The organism is Affinirhizobium helianthi, from assembly GCF_042680945.1.
Taxonomy (GTDB): Bacteria; Pseudomonadota; Alphaproteobacteria; order Rhizobiales; family Rhizobiaceae; genus Neorhizobium; species Neorhizobium helianthi.
Genome location: NZ_JBHUEQ010000003.1, coordinates 89,075 through 103,082, shown reverse-complemented (window position 1 = coordinate 103,082; position 14,008 = coordinate 89,075). Strand labels below are relative to the sequence as shown.

Annotated in this window: 15 protein-coding genes; 10 read left to right on the top strand and 5 right to left on the bottom strand. The window is 56.5% G+C overall.

All coding sequences use genetic code 11. The annotated features are described in order from the left end of the window. Nucleotides 1-278 precede the first annotated feature (278 nt). The 5 genes from ACFSE1_RS01090 (at nt 279) to sseA (ending at nt 4,322) form a co-directional block, all read left to right on the top strand. Nucleotides 279-494, top strand: a complete 216-nt coding sequence (locus ACFSE1_RS01090) for a hypothetical protein (RefSeq protein ID WP_377395299.1) — start codon at nt 279-281, stop codon at nt 492-494. An 85-nt stretch (nt 495-579) separates the two neighbouring features. Next, nucleotides 580-894 (top strand): hypothetical protein, encoded by a 315-nt coding sequence (locus tag ACFSE1_RS01085; protein WP_377395296.1) that lies wholly within the window; start codon nt 580-582, stop codon nt 892-894. Nucleotides 895-1,076: 182 nt separating this feature from the next. Continuing rightward, nucleotides 1,077-2,114: a cysteine synthase A gene (locus ACFSE1_RS01080; RefSeq protein WP_377395293.1), complete on the top strand. Its 1,038-nt coding sequence runs from the start codon at nt 1,077-1,079 to the stop codon at nt 2,112-2,114. 15 nt (nt 2,115-2,129) lie between these two features. After that, nucleotides 2,130-2,867, top strand: coding sequence for an alanyl-tRNA editing protein (locus tag ACFSE1_RS01075; RefSeq protein ID WP_377395290.1), 738 nt, complete (start codon nt 2,130-2,132; stop codon nt 2,865-2,867). 33 nt (nt 2,868-2,900) lie between these two features. Further along, on the top strand, nt 2,901-4,322 hold the full coding sequence (sseA, locus tag ACFSE1_RS01070) for a 3-mercaptopyruvate sulfurtransferase (RefSeq protein ID WP_377395287.1): 1,422 nt from the start codon (nt 2,901-2,903) through the stop codon (nt 4,320-4,322). Nucleotides 4,323-4,436: 114 nt separating this feature from the next. On the opposite strand, the gene ald is transcribed toward sseA, so the two are convergent. Beyond that, entirely contained in the window at nt 4,437-5,555 is a 1,119-nt protein-coding gene (gene ald, locus ACFSE1_RS01065) for an alanine dehydrogenase (protein ID WP_377395284.1), read from the bottom strand. Nucleotides 5,556-5,712: 157 nt separating this feature from the next. Here ald and ACFSE1_RS01060 point away from each other — a divergent pair, with 157 nt between their 5' ends. The 4 genes from ACFSE1_RS01060 (at nt 5,713) to ACFSE1_RS01045 (ending at nt 9,987) form a co-directional block, all read left to right on the top strand. Then, nucleotides 5,713-6,174, top strand: a complete 462-nt coding sequence (locus ACFSE1_RS01060) for an Lrp/AsnC family transcriptional regulator (protein WP_377395281.1) — start codon at nt 5,713-5,715, stop codon at nt 6,172-6,174. Between the two features lie 312 nt (nt 6,175-6,486). Continuing rightward, on the top strand, nt 6,487-6,846 hold the full coding sequence (locus ACFSE1_RS01055) for a PilZ domain-containing protein (RefSeq protein WP_377395278.1): 360 nt from the start codon (nt 6,487-6,489) through the stop codon (nt 6,844-6,846). Nucleotides 6,847-6,996: 150 nt separating this feature from the next. Then, the gene (locus tag ACFSE1_RS01050) at nt 6,997-8,985 is read left to right on the top strand and encodes a bifunctional 2',3'-cyclic-nucleotide 2'-phosphodiesterase/3'-nucleotidase (protein WP_377395275.1); all 1,989 of its coding nucleotides are present in this window, start codon (nt 6,997-6,999) and stop codon (nt 8,983-8,985) included. Between the two features lie 249 nt (nt 8,986-9,234). After that, a complete protein-coding gene (locus ACFSE1_RS01045; protein ID WP_377395272.1) occupies nt 9,235-9,987 on the top strand; it encodes a Crp/Fnr family transcriptional regulator in 753 nt (250 codons plus the stop codon). A gap of 5 nt (nt 9,988-9,992) precedes the next feature. Here the strand turns inward: ACFSE1_RS01045 and ACFSE1_RS01040 are convergent, their stop codons facing one another. From ACFSE1_RS01040 to ACFSE1_RS01030, 3 genes are all read right to left on the bottom strand, one after another. Continuing rightward, nucleotides 9,993-10,739 (bottom strand): Crp/Fnr family transcriptional regulator, encoded by a 747-nt coding sequence (locus ACFSE1_RS01040; protein ID WP_377395269.1) that lies wholly within the window; start codon nt 10,737-10,739, stop codon nt 9,993-9,995. A gap of 400 nt (nt 10,740-11,139) precedes the next feature. Beyond that, nucleotides 11,140-11,505, bottom strand: coding sequence for a hypothetical protein (locus ACFSE1_RS01035; protein ID WP_377395266.1), 366 nt, complete (start codon nt 11,503-11,505; stop codon nt 11,140-11,142). A gap of 344 nt (nt 11,506-11,849) precedes the next feature. Next, entirely contained in the window at nt 11,850-12,818 is a 969-nt protein-coding gene (locus ACFSE1_RS01030; RefSeq protein ID WP_377395263.1) for a LysR family transcriptional regulator, read from the bottom strand. A gap of 154 nt (nt 12,819-12,972) precedes the next feature. On the opposite strand from ACFSE1_RS01030, the gene ACFSE1_RS01025 reads away from it, so the two are divergent. Beyond that, a complete protein-coding gene (locus ACFSE1_RS01025) occupies nt 12,973-13,587 on the top strand; it encodes an FMN-dependent NADH-azoreductase (RefSeq protein ID WP_377395259.1) in 615 nt (204 codons plus the stop codon). Nucleotides 13,588-13,666: 79 nt separating this feature from the next. Here the strand turns inward: ACFSE1_RS01025 and ACFSE1_RS01020 are convergent, their stop codons facing one another. Beyond that, nucleotides 13,667-13,990 (bottom strand): HlyU family transcriptional regulator, encoded by a 324-nt coding sequence (locus tag ACFSE1_RS01020; RefSeq protein WP_377395257.1) that lies wholly within the window; start codon nt 13,988-13,990, stop codon nt 13,667-13,669. Nucleotides 13,991-14,008 lie beyond the last annotated feature (18 nt).

Below are 14,008 nucleotides of genomic sequence, written 5' to 3'. Positions count from 1 at the left end.
AACGTGATGAGCGGCGTGTCGGTGGAATATCCGGGCCGCGATCGTTTGGGCTGTAAGCCATATTCGTTTCTCCTCACTATGGCGGTCAGTTCGACCGTGAGATCAAGAAACAACCGATGCCGGGCGAAGTTCCGCCTCTTCAGCCCGGGCACATAGACAGCCCTCCGCTCAGTCTCAAAGCCCGACTTCACAGCCCGATTTCACAGGGAGGACCGATTCGTTGACAAACGGCTGAAAATCAACTAGAACAAAGCAAGAACATTCTATCGGAGATGCTCATGACCCGTGCAGAAGAAGCCGTCAAGAATGCCCTCGCCGCCGTTGCCGCCTCGCGTGCAATGCGCCAGCGCGATGCCGAAGAGCGCCGCAAGACATTTCAGAGAATTCAGCTTGCCAGCCGCAAGCCGCTCTATGTGCCGAAGGGGGTCCAAATGCGGCTGGACCTCATCGATCCCGGCCTGGAGCCGCCAAAACCCCGCACAAATCATGGTTAACTTTTTCGGGAACAGCTCTGCGGCTCATGTGTTCTTTCCTCGGGCGACGGAAAAGCCTTCCAACAAAAAAACGAGGAGGAAGCACATGCTTTCGAAGATTCTTAGCGTATCCGTTCTTACCCTTGGTCTTGCCACCGGTGCAGTCGCGCAGACGGCGATGACACCGAATGATCGGACGATGACCAACACGGACAATATGAGCGGTACGGGCACCTATGGTGCAAACAACAATGCCGCGGGCGGTCAGGTTATCGACCCGAACATGACCTACAGCACCAACCGTGACAGTGGCACCAATCCTCCCGGCCAGTTGACGACGCAGGACAGCCCTTGTGCGGCTCCCTCCGCCACGCCGACCGAGGGTTCGTCCACAAGCCCGGTCGATCGCACCCAGTGCTAACATCTCATTTTCGCATTCCCTTGGAGGGGTGGCCGCTGGCCACCCCTTTTGCGTGAGATGCGTCTTTTCAAAACGACTATGAATTTGCGCTGGAGAGGGGTTTGGGGGGTATAGATTTGCTTGCCGAAGCGCGGATAGCATGAAAAAGCAGTGAGATTGAATTTGATACGAAGGATTTGTCGATGACCGTCCATTCATCCGTGCTCAGCGTAATTGGCAACACGCCCCTGCTCCGGCTCAAGGGGCCGTCTGAGCGGACGGGCTGCGAGATCTTGGGCAAGGCAGAATTCCTCAATCCCGGCCAGTCGGTGAAGGATCGTGCGGCGCTGTTCATCATTCGCGATGCAGAACGCAAAGGCCTCCTGAAGCCCGGCGGCGTCATTGTGGAAGGTACGGCAGGCAATACCGGGATCGGCCTGACCCTGGTTGCAAAGGCACTCGGCTATCGCACCGTCATTGTGATTCCCGAGACGCAAAGCCAGGAAAAGAAAGATGCGCTGCGCCTTCTGGGTGCAGAACTGGTTGAGGTTCCGGCTGTCCCCTACAAGAACCCGAACAACTATGTGAAGGTGTCTGGCCGTTTGGCGGAAGAGCTGGCAAAGACGGAGCCGAACGGCGCCATCTGGGCAAACCAGTTCGATAATGTTGCCAATCGTGAAGCGCATATACAGACGACGGCACCGGAAATATGGGAACAGACCGGCGGCAAAGTCGATGGCTTTATCTGCGCCGTCGGTTCAGGTGGAACGCTTGTTGGCACAGCCATGGGGCTGCGCGCAAAGAACCCCAATGTGAAGATCGGAATTGCAGATCCTGAGGGTGCCGCACTTTACGAATTCTACAAGAATGGCGAACTGAAGTCGGAAGGCTCCTCCATCACCGAGGGCATCGGGCAAGGGCGGATCACCGCTAACCTCGAAGGTTTCGCGCCGGATTTCGCCTACCGCATCCCTGATGCAGAGGCCCTGCCATTGGTGTTCGATCTCGTCGAGAAAGAGGGCCTATGCCTTGGCGGCTCTTCAGGCATCAACATCGCGGGTGCCATGCGGCTTGCGGAAGAGCTTGGCCCCGGCCACACCATCGTGACCATTCTGTGCGATTATGGCAATCGCTACCAATCAAAGCTGTTCAATGCGGATTTTCTAAAGTCCAAGGGCTTGCCGATCCCGCAATGGCTGGTGCAGAAAAGCGAGATCACTGTTCCGTTTCAGCCAGCCTGAGTGAGTTCGATTATCATGAAAACCGTTGCCCTCTACCGAGACGATTTTTATCTTTCGACGGCAGAGGGCACGGTTACCGCCATCCATGAGGGCGGCAGCATCGAGCTGGACCAGACCTGTTTCTATGCCGCATCCGGCGGTCAGCCTGGCGATACCGGCTTTCTTGAGCGCGCGGATGGCACAAGAATTGGCCTCGCCCCCACCCGGCATGGCGAGAGCAAGGACATCATCATCCACGTTCCCCTGCCGGACCAGCCTCAGCCACTGGTCGGTGAGAAACTTGTGCTGCATGTGGATTGGGCAAGACGTTACAAGCTGATGCGCATGCACACCGCCTGCCATCTGCTCTCGGTCGTATGCGAATACCCAATCACAGGCGCAGCCGTTGGCGAAGACGAGTCCCGCGTCGATTTCGACATGAGCGAGACGATAGACAAGGATGAGGTAACCGCTCAGCTCATGAAGCTGGTCACGGATAATCATCCTGTTTACACGCAATGGATCACGGACGAAGAGCTGTTGGCCAACCCGTCGATTGTGAAGTCGAAGAACGTTCGCCCGCCAATTGGCCTCGGCCGGGTCAGCCTCATCTGCATCGGACAGGACTCCAGCGTTGACAGCCAGCCCTGTGGCGGCACACATGTTTCCGAAACCCAAGAGGTTGGAGCGATTCACATCGCGAAGATCGAGAAAAAGGGTAAGGAGAATCGTCGCTTCCGCATTCGCTTCGGTACACCTGCCGAAACGGCATGATAGCGTCCTCTCCTTCCCATCAGGAGGAAGAGCATGAGCGCTGAAAAGAGCCGTTTTGTCGTATCGAGCGATTGGGTGCAAAAGCAGCTCGGAACCCCCAACTTCCGCGTCATCGATGCATCCTGGTACCTGCCCGCGCAAAAGAGGAATGGAGCTGCAGAATATGCCGAAGGTCATATTCCCGGCGCCGTGTTCTTTGATCAGGATGCCATTGCAGACCACTCCACCGGCCTGCCACACTCTCTTCCCTCGCCGGAATTCTTCGCCTCCGAGATGGGCAAGCTTGGAATTTCCGAAACGGACGTGATCGTCGTTTACGATGGACCCGGCTTCTTCTCCGCGCCACGCGTCTGGTGGATGCTGCGGGCCATGGGTGCCGAGAAGGTCTATGTGCTGGATGGCGGTCTGGACGGCTGGAAACATGAAGGGCTACCGCTCGAAACGGAGAGCCCGAGGCCGGAGGCCACCACGTTCACGCCTCGTTTCCGCGGACGCCGCGTGACCAGTCTCACCGAAATGCGCGATATCGTGGACAACGGCTCGGCGCAGATCATCGATGCCCGCGGTGCGGGTCGCTTTACCGGCGAGGAGCCGGAGCCACGCGCAGGCATGCGCTCCGGCCATATGCCGGGGGCTCGCAGTCTTCCCGCCGGATCGCTCTCCGAAAACGGCCACTTGAAGGATCTGGATTCGCTCCGTTCCATGATGGATGAGGCGGGAATAGATCTCACGCGCCCCGCGGTCACCAGCTGCGGTTCGGGCGTAACGGCTGCGGTGGTGACATTGGCGCTGGAATCTCTGGGCCACACCAACAACTCTCTTTATGACGGCTCCTGGTCGGAATGGGGCGGTCGGGATGATACCCCGATTGTGACAGGCCCTGCGGATGCGATCGAGAAGCCTGTGCACGGCCCGATCAAGACACGCATTACGCAGCTGGAAATGACGTCCCCGCCGCGGCAGAGCCTGCCGATGCCGGTGAACTTGCATACCGCCCTCATGCGGACACAGGATATCCCCCTGCACTACTACCGATACCTCTATCGCCAGATCGGTAAACGCTGGCACTGGTACAACCGGCTGCGGATGAGCGATGAAGAGCTTTCCGCGCTGCTGCACAATGACAAGATTTGCCTGACAGTCCTCTATGTGAATGGCGCACCGGCAGGCATGTTCGAACTCAACCAGATCGGAGACGACTTGGTTGAGCTGTCCTATTTTGGCCTCTTCGAACACGCGCTTGGCCTTGGCATCGGCAAATGGTTCCTGCTGCAGGCCCTCTACTCCGCATGGCAGATGAACCCGAAGAAGGTGACGGTTTCGACGAATACACTCGATCATCCGCGCGCCCTGCCTCTCTACCAGATGATGGGCTTTGCGCCTGTCAGCACCAGCGAAGCCTGGATTGAACCCATGTCTGATGCAGAACTGCTGGCCCTGGCAAAGCGAGATTGAGAATGGAAAATAAAAACCGCTGAGGCCGCAATGGCCGCAGCGGTTTTTCCAAGGCTGCAAGTCGGCATAAGCGATTGCTTGGACCGCCCCTCAATTGGCGGTTCGCTCTCGATATCAGGCGACGTTCAGCACGCTCTCCGGCGCCGTCACGTCATAACCCAGCGCTTCGGCCACGGGCTTGTTTGTCACCTTGCCGCGATGAATGTTGAGCCCGTTGCGAAGATGGCGATCTTCGGCGATGGCGCGCAAGCCGCGATCCGCTAGAGCCAGGCCGTGCACCAGCGTTGCATTGTTGAGAGCATGAGCAGAGGTAACAGGAACAGCACCGGGCATGTTCGCCACGCAGTAGTGAATGACGCCGTCCACTTCATAAGTGGGGTCAGAATGCGTGGTCGCGTGAGATGTCTCGAAGCAACCGCCCTGGTCGATTGCAACATCCACGATCACCGCGCCCTTCCTCATGCCCGTCAACATCTCCCGCGTGACGAGTTTGGGGGCAGCTGCACCGGGGATCAGAACTGCACCGATAACGAGATCCGCAAAATAGACCTCCTCCTCCAATGCGTCGATGGTGGAATAGCGGGTGTGAATACGGCCATGGAACATCTCGTCCAGCTGGCGAAGGCGCGGCAGCGAACGATCGAGAATGGTAACATCGGCACCGAGACCGACCGCCATTCGCGCTGATTGAAGCCCGACAACGCCGCCGCCGATGACAGTCACCTTGGCAGGAAGCACGCCCGGAACGCCGCCGAGAAGGATGCCTCGGCCGCCATTTGCCTTTTGCAGTGCGGTGGCACCGGCTTGAATAGCCAGCCTGCCCGCAACCTCGGACATGGGCGCCAACAGGGGTAGGCCTCCGCGCTCATCGGTCACCGTTTCGTAAGCAACGGCTGTCACACCGGAAGCGAGAAGCCCCTTCGTCTGCTCGGGATCCGGCGCAAGATGCAGGTAGGTGTAGAGAATCTGTCCGTCGCGAAGCTGCGCCCACTCGGCTGGCTGAGGTTCCTTCACCTTCACCACCATGTCGGAACGCTCGAATATCTCCTTGGCGGAACCGACAATTTTTGCGCCCGCCGCGATATAGGAGGAATCATCGGCCCCGATACCGGCGCCAGCCTGCGTTTCGATGATCACTTCATGCCCATGCGCCACATATTCGCGCACCGCGCCAGGGGTCAGGCCAACTCGATATTCATGGTTCTTGATCTCTTTGGGGCATCCCACACGCATAGACAATCCTCTCCCGTTTAACAGCAGCCTCTTCCTCCCGGCTACCCAAACAAGTGCATCAAAAAAACCAGACAATGTCCTTGCGAAGATGGCGGGTAAGAGTATCTGTTTTCGTCAGTATTTGCGTATGTCAGCCCTTTTTTCGTGGATTATTCGAATGCCCGATCTCGATACTATAGATCTTGCGATCATGAAGGCATTGCAGGCGGATGGACGGATGTCCAATGCGGAGCTGGCCCAGAAAGTTGGCCTTTCTGCTTCGGCCTGTTCACGCCGACTGGACATTCTGGAGAAGACGGGAATTATCAGCGGCTATCACGCACGCCTTTCGCACAAGGCGCTGAATTACACGCTGATGGCTGTGGTTCACATCTCTCTTTCCGGCCAAAGCGCCAAGGCTCTGGCCGAGTTCGAAGCAGCGGTGAAACTCTGTCCGAATATTCTCGTCTGCTACCTGATGTCAGGAGAATATGATTACATCCTGAGAGTGGCGGCAAAGGATCTGGCCGACTATGAGCGCATCCACCGCGACTGGCTCTCTGCCCTCCCCCATGTCGTGAAGATAAACTCGAGCTTTGCGCTGCGCGAAGTCATTGATCGGCCCAATATCGGCCTGTAAAGCAGCTGCTCCCATCCGATGAAATTGCAACCCTGCGCTGAGGAGGCTCGGCGCAGCAGCGCAATATATTCGAATACATTAATATTATTGATTCGAGAATATTTGCCATATCATGCGCAAATCATAATAAACAATAGCATTGAATGCTTCAACCTAAAGCAAAAAACCACCACAACCACAGAACAATCCAGTAGAAAACACAGCATATCTAAAGACATAGATCGAATTTTACGCTTTTAATTTACCCAGGTTTCATTCGCATTCCACAGGCTTAGGCGGAAGAGACTGATTTAAAACAGGAATTTTTCATATATGGCACATGGACAAGGCGATGGACGGCGCGCTGAGCGCATGCGTTGTAACTTCCGCAGTATTGTTTATTTCATGGATGAAATTGTTGATGCCTCGGTTTCGGATATTTCGAAAACCGGTCTCTGCCTGAACTTGAGGGGCTGGCTTTCAGCGAAACCCGGCGCCACCATACAACTGCGCTGTAATGAACTGGGGCTTATCGAAGGAACGATACGCTGGTATCGGGCGGGCAAGATGGGCATCAAGCTCGCTGAGAGCTCCAATACGCAGGCCCAGGTCGCCTCGTTTTTCAAGCATTATTACAAGCCTCAGATGCCTGTTGTTGCGGCACCGGCAAGGATGGTAGCTGGGCGAAGATAATGGCAGATCACACCAGAATGCCCCTCATCGGGCGTGATGTTTCCCGCCAGAAGAGACCTCTGAATTAGAGAGCAATAACTGTCATTTTCCTGATGCGTTGGCGTGGCAAGGACCCTAAACTTGCGCCGCAAACGACTGAGGGAGTTCTCCATGTCTTTCCTGATCAACACACCCGCCATGACCCGACGCTCGCTTCTGAGCGGCATTGCCGCCGGTTCAGCGCTCGTCATGCTCCACCCCTTCGCGGCCCGCGCTGCCGCCAATCAGGCACATCTGCGCATCATGGAGACCACTGATATTCATGTGAATATCATGCCCTACGACTACTACGCCGATAAGCCCAACGACACGATGGGACTGGCACGCACGGCGAGCTTTATCGAACAGGTTCGCGCTGAAGCGGGCAATTCCATGCTGGTCGATAATGGCGATCTGCTGCAGGGAAATCCGATGGGCGATTACATGGCCTATGAAAAGGGCATGAAAGCCGGCGATCTTCACCCGGTCATGAAGGCCATGAACGCACTGGGCTATGACTGCGGCACGCTTGGCAACCATGAATTCAACTATGGTCTTGAGTTCATGTTCAATACGCTGAACGGCGCAAAATTTCCCATTGTCTGCGCCAACTTGACCAAGGGACAGCTGGCATCGGTCCCGAAGAAGGACGAGCTGTTCTTCAAGCCCTATGTCATTCTTGAGAAGCAGATCAAGGATGGAGCCGGCACCGTATCTCCGATCAAGGTCGGCTTTATCGGCTTTGTGCCTCCGCAGATCATGGTGTGGGATGCCAAGAACCTGGAAGGCAAAGCCCAGACACGTGATATCGTACAGGCTGCGAAGGCCTGGGTTCCCGCGATGAAGGAAGAGGGGGCGGATATCGTGATCGCCCTCTCCCATTCCGGCATCGATGCGACAGGCCAGACCGAGCGCATGGAGAATGCTTCGCTCTACCTCGCGGGCGTGGATGGTATCGATGCCATTTTCACAGGCCACCAGCATCTTGTATTCCCCGGCCCCAAAGATTTCGAAGGCGTTGCCGGCGCAGACGCCAAGAAAGGCACGCTGCAGGGCAAGCCCGCTGTCATGGCAGGCTTCTGGGGCTCCCATATGGGCCTGATCGATCTGCTGCTGGAAAAGGATGGCAAGACCTGGAAGGTCGTCGATTTCACAACGGAAGCACGCCCGATCTATCATCGTGACGAGAACAAGAAGATCGTTGCCGATGCCAAGGACCGACCGGAGATCGTCGCCGCAGTCAAGCCGGAGCATGAGGCAACGCTTGCCTATGTGCGCCGCCCCGTAGGCAAGACCTCTGCACCGCTTTACTCCTATTTCGCTCTGGTGGCGGACGATCCCTCCGTGCAGATCGTGGCAAATGCCCAGATCTGGTATGTGAAGAACCTTCTGAAGGATGGTGAGTACAAGGACTATCCGGTGCTTTCCGCCGCCGCCCCCTTCAAGGCAGGCGGGCGCAACGGACCTGATTACTTCACCGATGTCCCTGCCGGTGACATTGCGATCAAGAACGTCGCTGACCTCTACCTCTATCCAAACACGGTTCAGGCTGTTCTTGTTACCGGCGAACAGGTGAAGAACTGGCTGGAAATGTCTGCGGGCATGTTCAACCAGATCCCGCTGGGCGCCAAGGATGCTCCGCTCCTCAACAATAAGTTTCCATCGTACAATTACGATGTAATCGACGGCGTGACCTACCAGATCGACCTGTCAAAGCCCGCACGCTTCGACAACGACGGCAAGCTCGCAAACCCCGATTCACACCGTATCGTCGACCTGAAATTCGAGGGCAAGCCGATCGATCCGGCCCAGAAGTTCGTCGTCGCCACCAACAATTACCGCGCCGGCGGCGGTGGCAAATTCCCGGAAATCGCAGCTGATAAAGTTATCCTGGTTGCGCCGGATACCAACAGGGATGTCATCGTGCGCTATATCATCGAACAGGGCACGATCAATCCATCCGCCGATGCAAACTGGTCATTCAAGCCGCTGGCAGACACTACGGCAATCTTCGACAGCGGACCGAAAGGACGGCAATATACTGCCGCTGTCAAAGGAGCCAAAATTGAAGATGCTGGTGAGGGCGCGGAAGGCTTTGCCAAATTCCGCCTGGTTCTTTGACACGAGCGATCATTAAACCGGCCTAACCTTTCGGCCCTTGTGGAAATATGTCGTTGTGACACGGCATTCTTGACACAACACAATTTTACCCGGAGCCGTCGGCATGCCGACGGCTTTTTTATGGCATTTTTTTCGTCTGCCACCGTACCCAAAAACCACGGCAATCAGGGGGTGCTATAGGGAATAACTATCTGAAATCAAAGAGCGCATCCGGTCAGAGCATTTGCTCGCGGCCAGCCAGCGAGAGCCATGTCCGTCATTCGTCAGTCACAAATCCCGAACAGACTCATAGAACTCTTACCGGCGTCTGAATTTGAACTGCTCGCGGCTCAGTTCGAGAAAGTGGCCCTCCCGCGCGGCTTTGTCATCGTGCGCTCCGATGCCCCTATCGATTATGTTTACTTTCCCTCTTCCGGCATCGGCTCTGTCGTCACCATTTCACCGGAAGGGCACAAGGCGGAAGCAGGCATGTTTGGCCGCGAGGGCTTTGCCCCCACATCCGCAGGTGTCGGCGGCACAATCAGCATCCATGAGGTCCTTATGCAGATGGAGGGCGAAGGAATACGCATTTCTGCTGGCACCCTCACGAAGCTACTACCGCAATGTCCCGTCTTCTCTAACCTGCTGGCCAGGTTCATTCATGTCTTTGGATCACAGATTTCCTTCACTGCGCTCTCGAACGCCGTTCACACGGTCGACCAAAGACTGGCGCGCTGGCTTCTCATGTGCCACGACAGAATGGATGGGCACGAAATCGCACTGACGCACGAATTCATATCGCTGATGCTGGCGGTTCGGCGACCGAGCGTCACCACCGCGCTGCACATTCTGGAGGGGCAGAAACTCATCCGGGCCGAGCGCGGTCGCATCTCGATCCGGGATCGAGCCGCACTGGAAACGTTCGCCGGAGATGCCTATGGCAAGCCGGAACAAGAGTACAACCGGTTGATCGGCGATTTTCTGGCCGAGCCAGAGGTGAAAGTCCCTTCTTTGCTGACCTGAGAGGATCAGTGCTTCACGAGCTCGAGGGTCTCGGTGCGCGCACCCATGCCTTCAAAGATATAGGAATGGCGTTCAGCCTCGCCGTAGGCATCGGCTGCAAAGCTTTCCATTGCGGGCCGATTGCGAATGGTAATCAAGCCACGTTCCGACCTGATGAAGCCCCGCCCCTCCAGCATGTGCAGCGCAGTTGTCACGCTTGGTCTGCGCACCGCCAGCATGATGGCAATGAACTCGTGCGTCAGTGCGATCTCGTTGGTATCCACGCGGTCGTGGCACATAAGGAGCCAGCGGGTGAGCCGCTCCTCGACAGAATGAATCGCATTTGACAAGGCAGTGGAGGTGACTTGCGTGGCGTAAGCCATGGTTGCGGTTTGAATGAGGTGTTGAAACACCGTCGATTCTGTCATCGCACGGTGGAAACGGGGAACCGGCATCACCCAGCAGCTGCTTTCGATCTGGATCGTGATTTCATTGATGTTGCGTGCAATGCCCCCCGCAATCCAGGGAGGAAAGAAACCCTCGCGACCGATCAATCCAGCCTCTGCGCGTTTGCCCTTGGGAGAGACCGCGACAACCGACCCGATGCCGGAGGTGGGGAAGTAGACGAGATCGCTTAGGGAGTTGAGTTTGCACACCATAGCCCCATGCGGAAGCTCGACCAGTTCCAGCGCGTCGGAAAGCATGTTCAATTCTGCCGCTGGCAGGGCCGATAGCAGGTAGTTCCGCGACGATTGCGGGTTCAACTGTAGCATCGTTTCACCTCCACTTGGCGGCGGAAAAGGCCGGCCCCCCTCGGAAACCGCATCCTACCGCCTCCGTACGCTACCGTACCGGAACCTCCGATTTCCGGTTCCATTAACGGAATGAACAAGGAGTGGACGATGACACGCGGCACCGCCGATCAAGACCCTCGACGATCTCAAGAACTCTTGGACCTTCTGGAAAGTTCCCTCCCAGTCGTGCAACGAATGGCATCTCGCTATTTTCAGTCTCCTTCCGATGCCACACGTCTCAGCGCAGAAACGCTGGAAGCGGCAAGAAAGTTCATTTCCACCGGGGAAAATTTTGAAAACCTGCCTGCATCGCCGGGCTTGCGATATTGGCTCTTCAGGTTGATGCACGAAGCGGCTCGTGCAAGGCTGGACCCAAAACCTAATGGAGCGCGCGATCCCGCTCCTCACCAGCACTCTCGACAATAAGAGCCGAGATGATCGCCCTGATGTCGTTTTCTTTTTCCGTCAGCAAATACGGCTGGCTTGCGCCTGTCGGAAGCCGTGAATTCATGACAAACAAAAAAGGCACATCGAACATCATCAGGCGTTCCGAAATATCGAAAAGCTCGGCCGCATCCAGGCTGACATCCATCAGCACACCGCCTGCGCGTCTCGCCATTTCATCATGAAGATCATGGCATGCAATCGGACCGACAAGCACGGCCCCGAGAGCAAGCCAGGCAGTGCGCACCTGCTCTGAGATGAAGTCGGGAGGTCCAACGACGATAATTTCGAAGCGCGGCACTTTGAATAAAGCCTCCTCGGCTTTGGACGTCATCCATAATTACGTCGAGCCTTCGATATCGGATCAGCCTTGCGTGGCACTTTTACCGCTTCCCCTAGGGGCAAAGGGACGTCAACCGGACGAAAAACCAGAGCTATCAGAAGACAATTACAGGAGCGACTTGTTTCGTCTTCCAAAGTACCGACGCTTGAAAAAATAGGAAATGCCAACGAACGACACCCGTGGCACGGCACTTTTGGCCGTGGCCGGATCACTGGGCATTCCAAGAACAATGTCCGTTAATCCGAGTTGCCAAAAGCCGTTACCTCAAATCACACATTAGAAATATTGTTCCAGAGACAGGTCTATTCCGCCGCGGCTTTTGCCTGCGGCGCACGCGATTGATGCAAAAGGGAAGTCATTTCCCGTTTGTCGGGGCACTGCCTCAACCGGGTGGCCAGCGCCTGGATCAGCCAGGCCGTAGCAGGGCCGGGAGGGCTTGCGATCTTATGGATTGCATAAAGCGGATATTCGCCGGTTTCGTAAGCATCGATATCCAGGGCCACGAGACGGCCGCTGGCGAGATCTTCACGGATAAGGGCCGCGGGTAGACCGCCCCAGCCAAGCCCGCCCCTGATCAGTTGATGCTTTGTCGCAATGTCTCCGACGCGCCATACTTTGTAGGAAAGAACATTGAAATCCTTGCCCTGCGTCAAACCCGACGCATCGGTCACGACAAGCTGAACCTCCTCCCGCACCTCACGCAATTCGATCTGCCGCCCGATCTGCGCCAGTGGGTGCTGTGCAGCTGCGACAGGTATCATGAAGGAGTGGCCGAGCTTTTCGACCGCCAGCCGGTCGTCGGCTTTCGGCAGCGAACCACCCACGCCGACCGAGGCGCGACCGGTGGACACCATGTCCATCACCATGCCCAGTTCACCGGAGCCGAGACTGAGTGATACGGATGGGAACCGCTTTCCGAACTCCGACAACGTTTCGATGACGGCCTCGATGGGCACCATGTTGCTGATGGCAAGAGATACCTCCGCTTCCAGCCCTTGCTTCAGCGATTTCGCCCGTGCCCGCATCACCTGCAAATCAGAAACCAGTCGACGGGCATCGGCCAGAATAGCCCTGCCAGCTTCTGTCAACTGGGCACGCCGCGAGCCATTTCGCTCGAACAACACCACCTCAAGCTGGCTCTCCAGATTGGCGATCGTATAGCTCACAACAGATTGCGCCCGGTTGAGCTGGCGAGACGCCGCTGAGAAACTGCCGGTTTCAGCCACAGCAAGAAAAACCTGCAACTGATCGAGGGTGGGATTGGCGTCCATAATAACCATCCATAGTTTCGATGGATAACTTCGATATTATCTCGATTTTCTTGATGACTGTCTATCCCTATGTTGCACCGCAAAGGCCGGACCTCCGGCACTTCGTCAGGCAATCCAACTTCTCAATGAAGGCGGAATATTTAAGGAATTCAGGATGTCCAAGCTTCTTCTCATCACGTCCAGCCCGCGCGGCGAAGAATCCATCTCCAACAAGGTTTCTGCTGATCTGGCTGCAGCGCTGGCTGCAAAGAGCGGCGCGGAAATCATTCGCCGCGACCTCGCCAGCAACCCAATTGCTCACCTGGACACAGTCACCACCAACGCTATCCGCAAGTCTCCCGCTGAGCGCAACGCGGAAGAAGCTGCCGCTGCCGAGGTTTCCGACAAGCTGGTGGCCGAGCTTTTCGCGGCCGACCAGATCGTCATTGGCACGGGCCTGATCAACTTCAACATCTATTCCGGCCTGAAGAGCTGGATCGATAACGTTGCGCGTGCTGGCGTGACCTTCCGCTACACGGAAGCAGGCCCGGAAGGCCTGGTCAAGGGCAAGAAGGTTTACATCGTTCTGGCCGCAGCCGGCGTTTACTCCGATGGCCCGGCAGCGTCGCTGAACCACGCAGTACCCTACCTGAAGACGGTTCTCGGCTTCCTCGGCATGACCGATGTTGAAGTGGTCTATGTTGAAGGTCTCGCCTTCGGGCCGGAAGCTGTCGAAAAGGCAATGGCAGCAGCAGAAAGCCGCACCAAGGAACTGGCGCAAGCCGCCTGAGAAACGCTTCCCCTAAAGCGTAAAAAGGAAAGGGCCGCAGTGCATGTTGCGGCCCTTTCCTCGTTTTGGGCAATTCCATTCAGGTCGTGCGCTGTTCCGCCCCGTCCGCGAAAAGCGACGATCCGTTCTGATCGATGATCTGTCTTGCCTTACGGAAGGTGCATTCCAGGGCGTCTTCCTGTGACGTGAACATATCGGCACGGATAAAGGTGCGAACCAGTGTCTTTCCCTCCACATCCTTCTCAATTCGTCCGGCAAGGCGCAATTGCGAGCCCTCGCGAAGAGGCTCCGCATATATTCTGCAACCTGCATGTTCCTGTGGCTCTGCCTGTGCCACAGGCTTGGCCCCTGCATTTTCCCCACCGGAAAACATGGAGGCAATCTTCGAAAAAATGGATGGCATGCTGCGCCTCGCTCAAGC